The sequence below is a fragment of the Luteimonas marina genome (genome assembly GCF_007859325.1).
In the GTDB taxonomy this organism is placed as follows: domain Bacteria; phylum Pseudomonadota; class Gammaproteobacteria; order Xanthomonadales; family Xanthomonadaceae; genus Luteimonas; species Luteimonas marina.
The window spans coordinates 84,169-99,843 of record NZ_VOHK01000005.1; the positions used below are offsets into that span (position 1 = coordinate 84,169).

17 protein-coding genes are annotated in these 15,675 nt (G+C 71.8%); 15 read left to right on the forward strand and 2 right to left on the reverse strand.

The window, feature by feature from the left end; genetic code table 11:
• The first annotated feature begins 125 nt into the window (after nt 1-125).
• From FQY83_RS12135 to FQY83_RS12210, 15 genes are all read left to right on the forward strand, one after another.
• Nucleotides 126-1,106, forward strand: a complete 981-nt coding sequence (locus tag FQY83_RS12135) for a KpsF/GutQ family sugar-phosphate isomerase (protein ID WP_425478650.1) — start codon at nt 126-128, stop codon at nt 1,104-1,106.
• A 112-nt stretch (nt 1,107-1,218) separates the two neighbouring features.
• Nucleotides 1,219-1,764: a KdsC family phosphatase gene (locus tag FQY83_RS12140; RefSeq protein WP_425478652.1), complete on the forward strand. Its 546-nt coding sequence runs from the start codon at nt 1,219-1,221 to the stop codon at nt 1,762-1,764.
• Nucleotides 1,761-2,321 (forward strand): LPS export ABC transporter periplasmic protein LptC, encoded by a 561-nt coding sequence (gene lptC / locus FQY83_RS12145; protein ID WP_146388229.1) that lies wholly within the window; start codon nt 1,761-1,763, stop codon nt 2,319-2,321. Before FQY83_RS12140 ends, lptC begins: the two co-directional genes overlap by 4 nt.
• Nucleotides 2,302-2,829 (forward strand): lipopolysaccharide transport periplasmic protein LptA, encoded by a 528-nt coding sequence (lptA, locus tag FQY83_RS12150; RefSeq protein WP_146388230.1) that lies wholly within the window; start codon nt 2,302-2,304, stop codon nt 2,827-2,829. The genes lptC and lptA overlap by 20 nt, the downstream gene beginning before the upstream one ends.
• Nucleotides 2,829-3,548 (forward strand): LPS export ABC transporter ATP-binding protein, encoded by a 720-nt coding sequence (lptB, locus tag FQY83_RS12155; RefSeq protein ID WP_146388231.1) that lies wholly within the window; start codon nt 2,829-2,831, stop codon nt 3,546-3,548. Before lptA ends, lptB begins: the two co-directional genes overlap by 1 nt.
• Before the next feature lie 33 nt (nt 3,549-3,581).
• The gene (locus FQY83_RS12160) at nt 3,582-5,024 is read left to right on the forward strand and encodes an RNA polymerase factor sigma-54 (protein WP_146388232.1); all 1,443 of its coding nucleotides are present in this window, start codon (nt 3,582-3,584) and stop codon (nt 5,022-5,024) included.
• Between the two features lie 126 nt (nt 5,025-5,150).
• Complete coding sequence (gene hpf, locus FQY83_RS12165; RefSeq protein WP_146388233.1) at nt 5,151-5,477, forward strand: ribosome hibernation-promoting factor, HPF/YfiA family; 327 nt, start codon at nt 5,151-5,153, stop codon at nt 5,475-5,477.
• A gap of 25 nt (nt 5,478-5,502) precedes the next feature.
• Complete coding sequence (locus FQY83_RS12170) at nt 5,503-5,970, forward strand: PTS sugar transporter subunit IIA (protein WP_146388234.1); 468 nt, start codon at nt 5,503-5,505, stop codon at nt 5,968-5,970.
• Between the two features lie 9 nt (nt 5,971-5,979).
• On the forward strand, nt 5,980-6,948 hold the full coding sequence (hprK, locus tag FQY83_RS12175; protein WP_146388235.1) for an HPr(Ser) kinase/phosphatase: 969 nt from the start codon (nt 5,980-5,982) through the stop codon (nt 6,946-6,948).
• Nucleotides 6,945-7,850: an RNase adapter RapZ gene (gene rapZ / locus FQY83_RS12180; RefSeq protein WP_146388236.1), complete on the forward strand. Its 906-nt coding sequence runs from the start codon at nt 6,945-6,947 to the stop codon at nt 7,848-7,850. Before hprK ends, rapZ begins: the two co-directional genes overlap by 4 nt.
• Before the next feature lie 212 nt (nt 7,851-8,062).
• Complete coding sequence (locus tag FQY83_RS12185) at nt 8,063-8,458, forward strand: PTS sugar transporter subunit IIA (RefSeq protein ID WP_146388237.1); 396 nt, start codon at nt 8,063-8,065, stop codon at nt 8,456-8,458.
• 8 nt (nt 8,459-8,466) lie between these two features.
• Nucleotides 8,467-8,736 carry an HPr family phosphocarrier protein gene (locus FQY83_RS12190; protein WP_146388238.1) on the forward strand — a complete coding sequence of 90 codons (270 nt, stop codon included), beginning with the start codon at nt 8,467-8,469 and terminating at the stop codon, nt 8,734-8,736.
• Nucleotides 8,736-10,457 carry a phosphoenolpyruvate--protein phosphotransferase gene (ptsP, locus tag FQY83_RS12195; RefSeq protein ID WP_146388239.1) on the forward strand — a complete coding sequence of 574 codons (1,722 nt, stop codon included), beginning with the start codon at nt 8,736-8,738 and terminating at the stop codon, nt 10,455-10,457. Before FQY83_RS12190 ends, ptsP begins: the two co-directional genes overlap by 1 nt.
• Nucleotides 10,458-10,760: 303 nt before the next feature.
• On the forward strand, nt 10,761-12,122 hold the full coding sequence (mgtE, locus tag FQY83_RS12205; RefSeq protein ID WP_146388241.1) for a magnesium transporter: 1,362 nt from the start codon (nt 10,761-10,763) through the stop codon (nt 12,120-12,122).
• A gap of 169 nt (nt 12,123-12,291) precedes the next feature.
• The gene (locus tag FQY83_RS12210; protein WP_146388242.1) at nt 12,292-13,098 is read left to right on the forward strand and encodes a carboxylesterase family protein; all 807 of its coding nucleotides are present in this window, start codon (nt 12,292-12,294) and stop codon (nt 13,096-13,098) included.
• A 212-nt stretch (nt 13,099-13,310) separates the two neighbouring features.
• On the opposite strand, the gene FQY83_RS12215 is transcribed toward FQY83_RS12210, so the two are convergent.
• Nucleotides 13,311-14,702: a hypothetical protein gene (locus FQY83_RS12215; protein WP_146388243.1), complete on the reverse strand. Its 1,392-nt coding sequence runs from the start codon at nt 14,700-14,702 to the stop codon at nt 13,311-13,313.
• The gene (locus FQY83_RS12220; RefSeq protein WP_146388244.1) at nt 14,699-15,631 is read right to left on the reverse strand and encodes an aspartate carbamoyltransferase catalytic subunit; all 933 of its coding nucleotides are present in this window, start codon (nt 15,629-15,631) and stop codon (nt 14,699-14,701) included. The genes FQY83_RS12215 and FQY83_RS12220 overlap by 4 nt, the downstream gene beginning before the upstream one ends.
• Nucleotides 15,632-15,675 lie beyond the last annotated feature (44 nt).

Below are 15,675 nucleotides of genomic sequence, written 5' to 3' on the forward strand. Positions count from 1 at the left end.
AAGCGCGCATGAGCCCGGAAGCGGCACCCCGCCGTTGCAGCGGGTTTTTGCGCCGGGAAGCGCCTAAAATGAACGATCAGGTTAACGGAAAAACCCGCCCCCCGGATATGGCCACGCACGGAACATTGCCGCGGCAAGACCACGCGCCCGCCGCCAGCGGCCGCCGCGTGTTCGACGTCGAGATCCGCGGCCTGCAGGCGGTGGCGGCGCGTCTGGACGGCGCGTTCTCGCAGGCCTGCGGGCTGATCCTTGCATCGGAAGGCCGCGTGGTCTGCACCGGCATGGGCAAGTCCGGCCACGTCGCGCGCAAGATCGCCGCCACGCTGGCCTCGACCGGCACCCCGGCGTTCTACATGCACCCGGGCGAGGCCGGCCACGGCGACCTCGGCATGGTCACCGACGCCGACATCGTGCTGGCGCTGTCGTACTCGGGCGAGTCGGACGAGTTGCTGATGCTGCTGCCCGCGCTCAAGCGCCAGGGCAACGCGCTGCTGGCGATGACCGGTCGGCCGGCGTCGACGCTGGCCCAGGCCGCCGACGTGCATCTCGACATCAGCGTGCCGGAGGAGGCCTGCCCGCTGCACCTGGCGCCGACGTCCAGCACCACCGCCTCGATGGCGATGGGCGACGCGCTGGCGGTCGCGCTGCTGGAGGCGCGCGGCTTCACCGCCGACGACTTCGCCCGCTCGCACCCGGCCGGCGCGCTCGGCCGGCGCCTGCTGCTGCACATCGCCGACGTGATGCACGGCGGCGACGACATCCCCCGCGTCCCCGAAAACGCCACGCTCGGCGAAGCGCTGCTGGAGATGAGCCGCAAGCGCCTGGGCGTCACCGCGGTGGTCGACGACGCAGGCCATCTGCTCGGGCTGTACACCGACGGCGACCTGCGCCGCACCCTGGCCGACCCCGGCATCGACGTGCACGGCACCCTGATCCGCGACGTGATGACCCGCGACCCGGTCACCATCGGCAGCGGCGCACTCGCGATCGAGGCCGCGCGGCTGATGGAGATGCGCAAGATCAATGCGCTGCTGGTGCTCGACGCCGAGCGGCGGGTGGTGGGTGCGCTGAACATCCACGACCTGCTGCGGGCGCGGGTGGTGTGAGGGCCGTGATTCGTGATTGGTTATTCGTAATTGGTAAAGGCGGGGTCGGTTCTCCTGCCCGGGCCGGCTTCTTGCCTTCCCCTCCTCCTTCGCAACCCGCATCGAACTGCCCGTGACCCACGCCCGCCCCGACTACCCCGCCGACCTCGTCGCCCGCGCCGCGAGGATCCGGCTCGCCTGCTTCGACGTCGACGGCACGCTGACCGACGGGCGCCTGTGGTTCGACGAGGATGGGCGCGAGTCGAAGGCCTTCAACGTGCTCGACGGCCAGGGCCTGGTGCAGCTGCGCAAGGCCGGGGTGGCGGTGGCCTTCGTCACCGCGCGCAACAGCCTGGTGGCGGCGAACCGGGCGCGCGAGCTCGGCGCCGAGCCGCACGTCGACGTTCGCGACAAGGTCGCCTGCGTCGAGGAGATCCGCACGCGGCTGGGGCTGGCGCGCGACGAGGTCGCCTTCATGGGCGACGACCTGCCCGACCTGACCGTGCTGCGCATCGCCGGCTTCGCGGTGGCGCCGGCCAGCGTGCACCACTGGATCCGCGACGAAGTGCACTGGGTCACGCCCTCGCGCGGCGGCGAAGGCGCGGCGCGCGAACTGTGCGACCTGATCCTGCACGCGCAGGGCCGGGTCGACGCCCTGCTCGGGCGCGCCGACCGATGAACTGGCGCCTCGCCCTCATCCTCGTCCTGCTCGCCGGCGCCCTGATGAGCGGCTGGTTCGCCTGGCGCGCGCACGCGCCGGACGCGCCGGAGGAAGTGGTCGAGCAGCGCTCGGACTACATCCTGCGCGACTTCGAGGTGGTGACCCTGGACGGCGACGGCCGCGAGTCGTTCTCGCTGCGCGCCCCCGAACTGCGGCAGACGCCCGGCGCGCGCACCCTGGAGCTGGTCACGCCGCTGTTCCTGATGCCCGACGAGCACGGCAGCCGCTGGGAAGTGCGCTCGAAGACCGGCTGGGTCAACGAGAAGAGCACCCTGGTCAAGCTGCGCGGCGACGTGGTCGCCGACAGCCCGATGGGCGCGAGCCGGCCGACCGTGGTCAGGACCGAACAGCTCGACATCTTCCCGAACGACAACCGCGCCACCTCCGAGGCGCTCGTGACCCTCACCACCCCCGGCACTACAATGCGCGGTACCGGGATGGAGGCCGACCTGGCCGGCAAGCGCATCCAGCTCCTGTCCAAGGTGAGCCTGAACAATGACCCGACACGCCGCTAAGCTGGTCCTGGCGATCGCCGCCCTCGCCTGCGCGGGCACCGCGCTGGCGAAGTCCTCCGACCGCAACCAGACGATGAAGGTCGACGCCGACCGCAGCGACTGCACGGTGACCGACTCCGGCCCCTGCGTGCTGACCGGCAACGTCCACATCGTCCAGGGCTCGCTGGTGATCGAGGCCGCGCGCGCCGACATCCGCCAGGGCGATGGCGACATCCAGAGCGCGAAGCTGACCGGTTCGCCGGTGCGGCTGAAGCAGGACATGGACAACGGCGGCACCATGAACGCCACCGCCGCCCAGGTCGACTACGACCTGCAGCAGGACACCGTGGTCTTCACCGGCAAGGCGGTGGTGCAGCAGCCCGGGCAGGGCAGCATCTCCGGCGAGCGCATCGTCTACAACATGCGCACCGGCCAGGTGCAGGGCGGCGGCAACGGCGGCCGCGTGTCGCTGCAGTTCGAGCCGCGCAACAAGGCCCCGGCCAGCGACAAGAAGGACGGGAAGAACTGATGCTGGTCGCCGAGGGGCTGCGCAAGCGCTACCGCCAGCGCGAGGTCGTGCGCGACTTCGCGCTGACGCTCGACGCCGGCGAGGTGGTCGGCCTGCTCGGCCCCAACGGCGCCGGCAAGACCACCTGCTTCTACATGATCGTCGGACTGGTGCCGGCCGACGAGGGCCGGATCGTGCTCGACGGCCACGACATCACCGCCGAACCGATGTACCTGCGCGCCCGCCGCGGCGTCGGCTACCTGCCGCAGGAACCCTCGGTGTTCCGCAAGCTCAGCGTCGCCGACAACATCATGCTGGTGCTGGAGCTGCGCGAGGACCTCGACCGCGCCGGCCGCAAGCGCGAGCTCGACGGCCTGCTCGACGAACTGCAGGTGACCCACGTCGCCGACCAGATCGGCGCCAGCCTCTCCGGCGGCGAGCGCCGGCGGGTGGAGATCGCCCGCGCGCTGGCCGCGAAACCGCGGCTGATCCTGCTCGACGAGCCCTTCGCCGGCGTCGACCCGATCTCGGTCGGGGACATCCAGCGCATCGTCGAGCACCTCAAGAACCGCGGCATCGGGGTCCTGATCACCGACCACAACGTGCGCGAGACCTTGGGCATTTGCGACCGGGCGTATATCCTCAACGAAGGGGGTGTGCTCGCGCAGGGGGCTCCGGACGCACTCCTCGCCAATCCCGACGTGCGCCGGGTCTACCTCGGAGAATCCTTCCGTCTGTAGCCGTGCGCGTCGCCCAGGGGAACCGCCGGGACGATGAAGCCACGCCTCCAGACATCGCTGGGTCAACACCTCGTCCTGACGCCGCAGTTGCGCCAGGCCCTGCACCTGCTGCAGTTGCCCGCGATCGAACTCGAAGCCGAGATCGCCGCCGCCGTCGAGAGCAACCCGCTGCTCGACTGGGCCGAGGACGCGCCGCCACTGCCCGTGGCGGACGGCAAGTCGCCGGCCGCGGAAACCACCGCCGATGCCGGCGAGCACGGCCGCGACGGGGGCGAGGCCTGGGACGCGCCCGACGAGGGCTGGACCGAGACCGCCGGCTTCGAGTACGCCGCGTCCGGCAGCCGCGGCGACGACGGCGATTCCGACCCGGCCAGCCGCATGGTCCAGTCCGAGACCCTGCGCGACCACCTGGGCTGGCAGCTGAACCTGAGCCACCTCTCGCCGCGCGACCTGCGCATCGGCACGGTGCTGGTGGACGCGATCGAGGACGACGGCTACCTGCGCGTGCCCTTCTCCGAGATCGCCGCGGCGCTGCAGCCCGAGCCGCCGCCCGGCGACGACGAGATCCTCGCCGTGCTGCGCCAGATCCAGCGCATGGACCCGGTCGGCGTCGGCGCCCGCGACCTCGGCGAATGCCTGTGGATCCAGCTCGACACCCTGCCCGCCGACACCCCCGGCCGGGCGCTGGCGCTGCGGATCGCGACCGAGCTCATCGACCGCCTGCCCAAGCTCGGCGCCCGCGGCGTGTGCGACCAGCTCGGCTGCAGCGCCGAGGAGGCCGACGTCGCCCTGCACCTGCTGCGCTCGCTCGACCCGCGCCCGGGCTCGCAGGTCGGCGACGTGCCCGCGGACAGCTTCGTCGTGCCCGACTGCGTGATCGTCCGCCGCAACGGCGTCTGGCTGGCCGCGCTGGCCACCAGCTCGCTGTCGAAGCTGACCATCCACCAGGCCTACGAGCGGATGATCCAGACCACCGCCGGCGAGGACGCCGGCTACCTGAAGGGGCGCCTGCAGGAGGCACGCTGGCTGCTGAAGAACCTCGAGGCCCGCGGCGAGACCCTGCTCAAGGTGGTGCGCTGCCTGATCCGGCAGCAGTCGGGCTTCCTCGAATTCGGCGCGCGCGCGTTGCGGCCACTGACCCTGCGCGAGGTCGCCGCCGAGATCGGCATGCACGAATCCACGGTTTCGCGCGCGGTGGCGCGCAAGTACGTGCACACCCCCCGCGGCACGATCGCGCTGCGCGACTTCTTCGCCTCCGGGATCGACACCGAGGGCGGCGGCGAGGCCTCCAGCGTCGCCATCCAGCAGATGATCCGCGTCCTGATCGAGGCCGAGGACCCGCGCAAGCCGCTGTCGGACGCGCGCCTGGCCGAGTCGCTCAAGGCCTCCGGCGTGCCCGTGGCCCGCCGCACCGTGGCCAAGTACCGCGAGGCCATGCACATCGCGGCCTCGCACGAGCGCGTCAGGATCGATTGAAGCCGGTTCGGCGGCGTTTGTCCATGACCGGATCGGTCGCGGTCCGCCCGCCGCTGCGTTAACCTGTTTTCAACCCGCGTCGACCGCATTTGGGCGATGCTGGCGTCCCCAGACAGGAGGCAGCCGATGCAGATCGAAACCTACGGCCACGACATCGACGTCACCCCGGCCCTGCGCGACTACGTGGACAGCAAGCTGCAGCGCCTCTCGCGGCACGTCGAACAGCCGTTCGAGGTGCGCGTGCAGCTCAGCCTCGACAAGCCCAACCACAAGGCCGAGGCCAACCTCAACCTCGCCGGCAAGGCGCTGCACGCCGACGCCAGCGCGATCGACATGTACGCCGCGATCGACCTGCTCGCCGACAAGCTCGACCGCCTGCTGATCAAGCACCGCAAGAAGCAGGTCGACCACCACCGCGGCGAGAACGCCGCGCGCGACGGCAGCTTCGGCTGACCGCCCGCGCAGACCCGACGCCGGCATGCCCTGGACCGACCTGCTCAGCGCCGACCGCATCGTGATGCTGGTCGATCCGGGCCCTGCCGGACAGGTGCTCGACGCCGCCGCGCGCCTGCTCGGCGGCGGCTCGGCGATCGCCACCTCGGCCATCGCCGAGGCGCTGCGCGAGCGCGAGCGCCTGGGCAGCACCGGGATCGGCCACGGCGTGGCGATCCCGCATGCGCGCAGCGCGGCCTTCCACGAGCCGCGGGGCGCGTTCCTGCGGCTCGGGCGGCCGATCGACTTCGGTTCGCGCGACGGCGAGCCGGTCGACCTGGTGTTCGCCATGACCGCCAACGACGACATGCCCGAGCTGCACCTGCAGCACCTGGCCGGCGTCGCCGAACGCTTCGCCGACGCCGAGTTCCGCGACCGCCTGCGCATGGCGCGCAGCCTCGACCGCCTGCGCCGCCTGCTGCTGCCCGCGGCGCCGGCGGCGAACGCGGCCTGACCTGCCGCCATGAACCAGAGCCTCACCGCCCGCGACCTGTTCGAGCAACAGCACGAGCGCCTCGGCCTGCGCTGGCTGGCCGGCCAGCAGGGCCAGTCGCGCGTGCTCGAATCGGTGGAGACCAACGCCCGCCGCCCGTCGCTGGCCGGCTACCTCAACATCATCTATCCCAACAAGGTGCAGATCCTGGGCACCGAGGAACTGGCCTGGCTCGACGGCCTGGATTCGCGGCTGCGCTGGGAGACCATCGAGCGGGTGATGCAGTACCGCCCGCTGGCGCTGGTGATCAGCAAGGGCCAGTCCTGCCCGGAAGACCTGCGCGAGGCCGCGGAGGAATCGCAGACGCCGCTGTGGATCTCGCCCAGGCGCGGCCACGAACTGCTCAACCACCTGCAGTACCACCTCGCGCGCGCGCTGGCGCCGCGGGTGACCCTGCACGGCGTGTTCATGGAGGTCTATTCGATCGGCGTGCTGATCACCGGCGAGTCGGGTTCGGGCAAGAGCGAACTGGCGCTGGAGCTGATCTCCCGCGGCCATCGCCTGGTCGCCGACGATGCGCCCGAGTTCACCCAGATCGCGCCCGACGTGCTCGACGGCGCCTGCCCCGACCTGCTGCAGGACCTGCTGGAGCTGCGCGGCCTGGGCGTGCTCAACATCCGCCAGATGTTCGGCGACACCGCGGTCAAGCGGAACAAGTACCTGCGCCTGATCGTGCACCTGAGCCGGCCCGGCGCCGAACCGCAGCCGCACGAGGACGGCATGGTGCGCCTGACCGGCGACCTCGGCCTGCGCCGCGTGCTCGACCTCGACGTGCCGATGATCACCCTGCCGGTGATGCCCGGCCGCAACCTCGCGGTGCTGACCGAGGCCGCCACCCGCACCCACATCCTGCGCGCCAAGGGCATCGACCCGGCCGCGGCCTTCCTCGCCCGCCACTCGCATTTCCTCGAACAGGGCGAGGAGCCCGCCACGCCATGACCACGCCCGCGGACCCGTCCGGCGACGACACCGCCGACCGCGGCGTGGCCGCGCTGCTGATCGTCACCGGCATGTCCGGCGGCGGCAAGTCGGTCGCGCTCAACACGCTCGAGGACCTCGGCTTCTACTGCGTCGACAACCTGCCGGCGGAGCTGCTGCCCGAGTTCGTGCGCGCCGCCAGCCATCCCGAGCGCGCCGAGCAGAAGCTCGCGGTCGGCATCGACATGCGCAACCGCGGCGACCTTGCCAACCTGCCCGAATGGCTGTCGGCGGTCGGCGCGATGGGGCTGGAGCCGAAGCTGGTGTTCTTCGACACCGCCGACGACACCCTGCTCCGCCGCTACGCCGAGACCCGCCGGCGGCATCCGCTCACCCACCTCGGGCTGGCGCTGGCGGACGCGATCGCGCTCGAGCGCCAGGCGCTCAAGCCGCTGCGCGCGCTGGCCGACGTGGTCGTCGACACCAGCGCCCTGAACGTGCACCAGCTGCGCCACCGCGTGATCACGGAGCTGGGGCTGACGCAGGACTCCTCGCTGTCGCTGCTGTTCGAATCCTTCGCCTACCGCCGCGGCCTGCCGGCCGACGCCGACTTCGTGTTCGACGCGCGCGGCCTGCCCAACCCGCACTGGGACCCGCGGCTCAAGCCACTCTCGGGCCGCGACGGCGGCGTGCGCGAGTACCTGGAGGCGCGCCCCGAGGTCAACGAATACGTGGCGCAGGTCACCACCTTCCTCGACACCTGGCTGCCGCGGATGCAGTCCGACACCCGCAGCTACGTCACCGTCGCCTTCGGCTGCACCGGCGGCCGCCACCGCTCGGTCTACCTCGCCGAAACGCTGGCCGAACACGCACGCGGGCGTGGCTGGACCGAGGTGGCCACCTTCCATCGCGAGCTGGACTGAACCGCGGCGCACGCGCGATTGCCGTCATCCCCGCGAAGGCGGGGACCCAGCGTCTTTGGCTTTCCGAGCTTGAAGACACTGGGTTCCCGCCTTCGCGGGAATGACGAGCAAGCACCTGGGGCGCTGCGCCGGACGGCCGAACCGCGCCCGGCACGCATCATCCCGACGCCACCGCTTCCGGCCCGTCATCGCCGTCTGCTAAGTTGGCGCACATGGCCGTCGGCATCCTCCTCGTCACCCACTCCGGCATCGGCAGCGCGCTCGTCGCGGTGGCGGGCACCCTGCTGCGCGGCAACCTGCCGCTGAAGCTCGAGGCGTTCGAGGTCCCGTTCGACGCCGATCCCGACGCCCTGCTGCCGCAGGCCAGCGCCGCGCTGCGCCGCGTCGACGGCGGCGAGGGCGTGCTGATCCTGACCGACCTGTACGGCGCCAGCCCCAGCAACCTGGCCGCGCAGTTGGCGAGACTGGGCACGCCGTCACGCCGCGTTTCGGCGCTGAGCTTGCCGATGCTGCTGCGGGTGATGAATTATGCTGAACTCCCCCTGGAGGAACTCCCCGCCGTGGCCGCCGCCGGCGCGCGCAACGGGGTGATCCTCGACGACGCCTGAGGCCGACGATGATCGAACGCGAACTGCTCATCGCCAACAAGCTCGGCCTGCACGCGCGCGCGACCGCCAAGCTGGTCCAGGTGCTGTCGGGCCACCGCAGCAACGCGACCCTGGTCGCCAAGGGCCGCGAGGTCAACGCCAAGAGCATCATGGGCGTGATGCTGCTCGCCGCCGGCCACGGCACCACGGTGGTGCTGCGCCTGGAGGGCGAGGACGAGGCGGCGGCGATGGACGCAGCCGCGGCATTGTTCGAACGCAAGTTCGACGAGGGGAGCTGATGCGGCACGCGCTGGCCGGACATGGCGCCTCGCGGGGCAACGCCCTCGGACGCGCCCGGGTCCGCCTGCCGCATGCGCTGGAAGTCGCCGAGGAACACATCCCCGCCGAGGCGGCCGACGCCGAACTGCTGCGCCTGCACGCCGCGATCGACGCGGTGCGGGTGGAAATGCGCAACATGCGCACCCGGCTGCATGGCGCGCTGGCGCACGAAGTCGGCGAGTTCCTCGACCTGCACACCCTGCTGCTCGACGACCCCGAACTGCTGCAGGGCCTCGACGACCTGGTGCGCAAGGGCCTGTACACCGCCGACTACGCGCTGCGCCTGCAGCGCGACCGGCTCGCGGCCGTGTTCTCGGGCATGGACGACGCCTACTTCCGCAGCCGGGTCGAGGACATCGACCACGTCATCGGCCGCGTCCACGCCATGCTGCACAAGCGCGAGGCCGACCTGCAGGGCGTGGCCGGCGAGATCCTGGTCACCGACGCCATCGCCCCGGCCGAGCTGAGCCAGCTGCAGTCGCAGGGCGTGCTGGCGGTGGTCACCGCCGGCGGCAGCGCGCTGTCGCACAGCGCCATCCTCGCCCGCAGCCTGCACCTGCCGCTGGTGGTCGGCGCGCCGCTGGCGCTGCAGCAGGTCAACGACGGCGACGTGCTGGTGGTCGACGGCGCCAGCGGCCAGATCATCGTCGAGCCGAACGCGGAGGACCTGCGCGCCTACCGCGCCCGCCTGCGCGACGAGAAGCGCGAGCGCAAGCAGCTGCACCGGCTGCGCCGGGAACCCTCGCGCACGCTCGACGGCGTCGACGTCAAGCTCTTCGCCAACGCCGAGTCGCGCGAGGACGTGGCCGAGGCGCACGCGCTCGGCGCGGCCGGCGTCGGCCTGTACCGCACCGAGTTCCTGTTCCTGCAGCGCAGCGAGCTGCCCGACGAGGACGAGCAGTTCCGCGCCTACCGCGACGTGGTGCTGGGCATGACCGGGCGCGCGGTGACCATCCGCACCATGGACATCGGCGCCGACAAGGCCGACCGCACCGGGCTGGCGCTGACCGACGAACCCAACCCCGCGCTCGGCCTGCGCGGCGTGCGCCTGTCGCTGGCGCGCGCGGACGTGTTCGAGACCCAGCTGCGCGCAATCCTGCGCGCGTCCGGCTACGGCCCGCTGCGCGTGCTGGTGCCGATGGTCAGCGCGCGCGAGGAGATCGTCGCGGTGGCGAAGCTGGTCAAGCGCATCGCCCGCGACCTGCGCAGCGAGGGCCACGAGATCGCCGACCACGTGCCGCTGGGCGCGATGATCGAGGTGCCGGCGGCGGCGATCGCGCTGCCGGGCTTCATCGGCGTGGTCGATTTCGTCTCGATCGGCACCAACGACCTGACCCAGTACCTGCTCGCCGCCGACCGCGGCAACGACGCCCTCGGCGATCTCTACTCGCCGCTGCACCCGGCCGTGCTCAAGCTGCTGCACCAGATCATCCGCACCGCGAAGGCGCGCGGCAAGCCGGTGGCGGTGTGCGGCGAAATGGCCGGCGATGCGACGCTGGCACCGCTGCTGCTGGCGCTGGGGCTGGAAGAGTTCAGCCTGCACCCGGCCACGCTGCTGGAGGTGCGGCGCGCGATCCGCGCGCAGCGGCTGGACGCGCTGCGCGCCGCGGCCCCGTCGCTGCTGCGCTGCCGCGACCGCGACGCGATCGAGCGCTGGCTGGGGAAGGTGACGGCGGACTAGGCTACGGCCGCGTCCCGCGAGATGCCTGTCATCTCGAGCGCAGCGAGAGATCTGCCTGTCGGCACCGAAGGGCAGATCTCTCGCTGCGCTCGAGATGACAGGCGTTGCGGTGGATGACAGGCATCGCGGTGGCCGGGCCGTGACTGCGCGGCAGACGACCCCACGCATCTCCCGCAACCTCCGCGCACGATCCTGCCGGGGTGTGCAGCCCGCGCCCCACGGGCGATAATGCGCGCATGAACGCTTGATCCGGCGCGCCCGCAGCATCGCGGCCCGCGCCTCCACCGTCCACCGGAGCCGCGCATGGCCGAAGCCGTCCGCCACGACAAGACCGCGCGCCAGCTGCGTCTGCTTTCGGACGCGCTCGACAGCGGTCGCCTCGGGCCGGTGCGGCGCATGGTCAACACCCTGGCGCCGGCCGAGATCGGCAACCTGCTCGAATCGCTGCCGCCCGACAAGCGCATGGTCGTGTGGGGTCTGGTCGATCCCGAGGACGACGGCGAGGTGCTGGTGCACGTCGGCGACGAGGTCCGCGAGAGCCTGATCGCGGACATGGACCAGGACGAACTGGTCGCGGCGGCCTCGGACCTCGACATCGACGACCTCGCCGACCTCGTCGAGGACCTGCCCGATGCGGTGATCGACGAACTGCTGCGCTCGATGGACCGCGAGAACCGCGAGCGCCTCGAACAGGTGCTGTCCTACCCCGAGGACACCGCCGGCCGCCTGATGAACCCGGACGTGGTGACGGTGCGCGCCGACACCACGGTCGACGTGGTGCTGCGCTTCCTGCGCCTGCGCGGCGAGCTGCCCGAGCACACCGACCACCTGTACGTGGTCAACCGCCGCCACCAGCTGATCGGCTGGGTCGCGCTGCAGGACCTCGTCACCCGCGACCCGGGCACGCCGATCAACCAGCTGATCGACGACGAGCTCGAGTCGCTGCACGTCGACGCCACCGCCGAGCAGGTCGCGCGCCAGTTCTCCGACAACGACTGGGTGTCCTCGCCGGTGGTCGACGACGGCAACGTGCTGCTCGGCCGCATCACCGTCGACGACGTGGTCGACATCATCCGCGAGCAGGCCGAGCACCAGGCCCTGGGCGCGGCCGGCCTCGACGAGGACGAGGACCTGTTCTCGCCGATCAAGCGCGCGGTGCGCGGCCGCGTGGTGTGGCTGGGCATCAACCTGCTCACCGCCTTCCTCGCCGCCGGCGTGATCGGGCAGTTCGACGCCACCATCGAGAAGGTCGTCGCGCTCGCGGTGCTGATGCCGATCGTCGCCGGGATTGGTGGCAATGCGGCCGTGCAGGTGCTGACGCTGATGGTGCGCGGCATCGCGCTCGGCCAGGTCGGCGCCAGCAACGCCGGCATCCTGCTGTGGAAGGAGCTGCGCGTGGCGCTGATCAACGGCCTGCTGATCGGCGGCCTGGTCGGCCTGGTGGCGCTGGCGTGGTTCCATTCCTGGCCACTGTCGCTGGTGATCGCCGCGGCGCTGGTGATCAACTTCTGCTCGGCCGCGCTCGCGGGCGTGCTGCTGCCGCTGCTGCTCAAGCGCATGCGCGTCGATCCGGCGGTCGCCGGCACGGTGGTGGTCACCGCGGTCACGGACGTGATGGGCTTCTTCAGCTTCCTCGGGCTGGCGACGGTGATCCTGCTGTACTAGGGCCTGTTCGCGACGGAAGCTTGTATTTCCGTCATTCCCGCGAAGGCGGGAATCCAGTGTCTTTACGCTTTTGAATCAACAACAAGACACTGGATCCCCGCTTTCGCGGGGATGACGAAGAACTGGAGGAGCAGCTGCCTGCCAACGCCATGACTACGGAAGGACGACAATGCACCTGCGCCCACTCCCCCTGCTGCTGTTGATGACCACCCTGCTCGCCGCCTGCGCTTCCACGCCGCAGCGCCCCGAGCGCGGCGAATTCGTCGCGCGCGAGGTCACCGTCGACGGCCGCAGCCACCGCTACCAGGTGTTCGTCCCGGCGCGCACGGCCGTGCAGGGCAAGGCGCCGGTGATCCTGTTCCTGCACGGGTCCGGCGAGCGCGGCGACGACAACCAGCGACAGGTCGCGGTCGGCCTCGGTCCGCACGTGCGGGCGCATGCCGGCGACTTTCCCGCGATCGTCGTGTTCCCGCAGGCGCCGGCGGACAGCGAATGGAACCAGGTCGCGGACGTGGCGTTCGCCCAGCTCGACGCGGCCACGCGCGAGTTCGGCGGCGATCCCGGCCGCACCTACCTCACCGGCCTGTCGATGGGCGGCTACGGCGTCTGGGACTACGCACTGCGCCAGTCCTACCGCTTCGCCGCGCTGGTGCCGGTATGCGGCGGGCTCGTGCATCCGCGGCGGCCGTCGATGGCGGTCACCGGTCTCGACGGCGAAGCCGATCCGTATGCCGCCGCCGCGCAGCGGTTGCGCGGCATTCCGGTGTGGATCTTCCACGGCGCGAAGGACGACCTGGTGCCGCCGGAGTACTCGCGACGGCTGGAAGCCGCGTTCAAGGCCGCCGGCGCGCGCGACGCGCGCTACACCGAGTTCCCGGACGCCAACCACAACAGCTGGGACCCGGCCTATGCCACGCCGGAGCTGTGGACGTGGCTGTTCGCGCAACGTCGGGCGAACGCCTTCCGGCAGCGTTGAGCGCGCCCGGTGCCGCCCCCCCCGAGGCGCCCCTCCATACACGTTCGCGATCAATGGCGTAGGTCGGCCCCCGTATCAAGTACGGGGCAGGCTCTACGTGGCCGACGCCTTGACCGCCGCTGGCCGGGCGTCGGGGGCGTAGCCCCGACCTACGGATGGAACGGCAAGCGGGCATTGATCCGCAGCGCTGTTGCCGCCACCCCGCGGCGCGCTCAATGCAGCTGCCAGCTGCCGTCGGCGCGTACCTGCAGGCAGGCGCCGACGGCCGGGCAGGCATCGACCATGCGGACATCTTCGGGCTTCAGGCCCAGCCGCCAGGCGAGGCCGTTCGCGCCGATGGCGTAGAAGCGCTGCCCGTCCTCGACCTGGACGGACAGGGGCGCAGCGGGCGGCGACCGTTCCAATTCGCGCAGGGTCGCCTCTGCCCAGTGCGCGCGACCGATCAGGCCCGGGTGGTCGAGCCGGCGCGTGCCCTCCACCGCGACCAGCGACGAGGCGCCGACCAGCACGGCCGCGACCACCGCGACGCCGCGCCCCTGCAGGCAGCGCGCCAGCGCGACCGTCGGCAGGATCGCGGCGACGGCCGCGTAGTAGGCATAGCTGTTCCAGGCCAGCGGGAAGTACGGTGCGTAGGCCAGCCCCACGAACAGCGCCAGCACGCCCCACTGCCGCGGTTCAAGCCGGCCGCCGCCGCCGCGCAGCGCCAGCAGCCACGCCGCCATCACCGGCAGGGCCACGGCCGCGGCCCAGACCGCGCCCGCCAGCAGTTCACCGGTGGCGATCATGCGCAGGGCCTCGCGCGGCACGTTGAGCAGCCATGCGCCCAGCGACGCGGCATTGCGCAGCATGCCCGCGCCGAAGACGAGTTCGTACTGCGCGGCGTCGTTCACCGTCACCTGCCGGCGCAAGGCCAGCCAGGCCAGCGCGAGGACGAGGCAGGCCAGCCACGCCACGACTTCGCCGCGCCGCGGCCGCACGCCCGCGAACAGGCTCGTCGCCAGCATCAGCAGCGGCGTCAGCACCGCCGACTCCTTGCTCAGCAGGGCCGCGGCAAGCAGTGCGGGAAGCGCCGCCAGCAGCGCGATGCGCGCCGCGCCCGACGCCTGCGCGGCGGACAGCCACGCCGCCAGGATCAGGGCGGTCAGCGCCACCAGGATCGGGCTGTTCGCCGCCGCGACCCAGTGCACCGGCAGCAGCCCCAGCGCCAGCACCACATAGAACGAACACGACAGCAGCGCGATGGCGCGCGGCTGCTCCCACGCGCAGGCGCGCGCGAGCGCATGGCCGAAGACGCCGACGCAGGCCGCCGCCGACAGGTGCAGGACCAGGTTCACCCCGTGCGCCAGCAAGGCATCCGCGCCCAGCGTGCCTTCGAGCACGCGCCAGAACGCCTCCTGCGACAGCGGCCGCCAGAACTTCATCGGCTGTTCCGGCCAGAAGGTCTGCAGCCAGGGCTGCCCGGCCTCGTTGGCCGCGCGCGCGCCGTGCAGGTAGAAGTAGTCGTCGCCCCAGAACGGCGTCCACAGCGCGGGCAGCCACAGCAGCGCGGCGAACCCGCACAGCACGACGGCGGCCAGTACGTCCGGCGTCGCGCGCCACTTCACGCCAGCAGCGCCTCCAGCACCGCCATCCGCACCGCGACGCCGTTCGCCACCTGCCGCAGGATCAGCGACTGCGGGCCGTCGGCGACCTCGTCGCTGATCTCGACGCCGCGGTTCATCGGCCCCGGGTGCAGCACCACCGCATCCGCCGACGCCCGGCGCAGGCGCCCCGCGGTGAGTCCGTAGTCGCGGTGGTAGTCGTCCAGCGATGCGACCAGCCCTTCCTCCATGCGCTCGCGCTGCAGGCGCAGCATCATCACCGCGTCGACGCCGTCGAGCGCGGCGTCGAGGTCATGGGTGACGGTGCAGCCGGCCAGGGTGTCGTCGCCGGGCAGCAGCGACGCCGGCCCGCAGATTCGGATCTCCCCGGCGCCGAGCGTGCGCAGCGCGTGCAGGTCCGAGCGCGCGACGCGCGAGTGCTTCACGTCGCCGACAATGACGAAGCGGCGCGACGCGAAATCCTCGCCCAGCGCCTGGCGCAGCGTCAGCATGTCGAGCAGACCCTGGGTGGGATGCGCGCTGCGGCCGTCGCCGGCGTTGACCAGGGTGGTGCCGGCCTTGGCCGCCGCGGCGAGCTCGGCCACCGCGCCGTCGCCGGAGTGGCGCACGACGAAGCCGCGCACGCCCATCGCCTCGATGTTCCTGAGCGTGTCGCGCGCGGTCTCGCCCTTGGTGGTGGACGAGGTGGCGGCGTCGAAGCCGAGCACGTCGGCGCCCAGGCGCTGCGCGGCGCGCTGGAAGCTCAGCCGGGTGCGCGTGGAGGGCTCGAAGAACAGGGTGCAGACGGCGGTGCCGGCCAGCGCGTCGCGCGCATCAAAGCCGTCGGCGAAGGCCCCGGCGCGGTCGAGCAGCGCCACGAGGGCCTCGCGCGGCAGGCCTTCCAGCGTCAGCAGGTGGCGCAGCCGGCCTTCGGAATCGGTCTGTTCGGTCATGGGCGGATATTGTCCGGCAAATCCGCCCTTCGATGGAGGGCGCC

Bases quoted from the DNA above. Each gene is read 5' to 3' on its own strand.
- lptC (WP_146388229.1), top strand. From the start codon at position 1,761: ATGAACTGGCGCCTCGCCCTCATCCTCGTCCTGCTCGCCGGCGCCCTG.
- lptA (WP_146388230.1), top strand. From the start codon at position 2,302: ATGACCCGACACGCCGCTAAGCTGGTCCTGGCGATCGCCGCCCTCGCC.
- lptB (WP_146388231.1), top strand. From the start codon at position 2,829: ATGCTGGTCGCCGAGGGGCTGCGCAAGCGCTACCGCCAGCGCGAGGTC.
- FQY83_RS12160 (WP_146388232.1), top strand. From the start codon at position 3,582: ATGAAGCCACGCCTCCAGACATCGCTGGGTCAACACCTCGTCCTGACG.
- hpf (WP_146388233.1), top strand. From the start codon at position 5,151: ATGCAGATCGAAACCTACGGCCACGACATCGACGTCACCCCGGCCCTG.
- FQY83_RS12170 (WP_146388234.1), top strand. From the start codon at position 5,503: ATGCCCTGGACCGACCTGCTCAGCGCCGACCGCATCGTGATGCTGGTC.
- hprK (WP_146388235.1), top strand. From the start codon at position 5,980: ATGAACCAGAGCCTCACCGCCCGCGACCTGTTCGAGCAACAGCACGAG.
- rapZ (WP_146388236.1), top strand. From the start codon at position 6,945: ATGACCACGCCCGCGGACCCGTCCGGCGACGACACCGCCGACCGCGGC.
- FQY83_RS12185 (WP_146388237.1), top strand. From the start codon at position 8,063: ATGGCCGTCGGCATCCTCCTCGTCACCCACTCCGGCATCGGCAGCGCG.
- FQY83_RS12190 (WP_146388238.1), top strand. From the start codon at position 8,467: ATGATCGAACGCGAACTGCTCATCGCCAACAAGCTCGGCCTGCACGCG.
- ptsP (WP_146388239.1), top strand. From the start codon at position 8,736: ATGCGGCACGCGCTGGCCGGACATGGCGCCTCGCGGGGCAACGCCCTC.
- mgtE (WP_146388241.1), top strand. From the start codon at position 10,761: ATGGCCGAAGCCGTCCGCCACGACAAGACCGCGCGCCAGCTGCGTCTG.
- FQY83_RS12210 (WP_146388242.1), top strand. From the start codon at position 12,292: ATGCACCTGCGCCCACTCCCCCTGCTGCTGTTGATGACCACCCTGCTC.
- FQY83_RS12220 (WP_146388244.1), bottom strand. From the start codon at position 15,631: ATGACCGAACAGACCGATTCCGAAGGCCGGCTGCGCCACCTGCTGACG.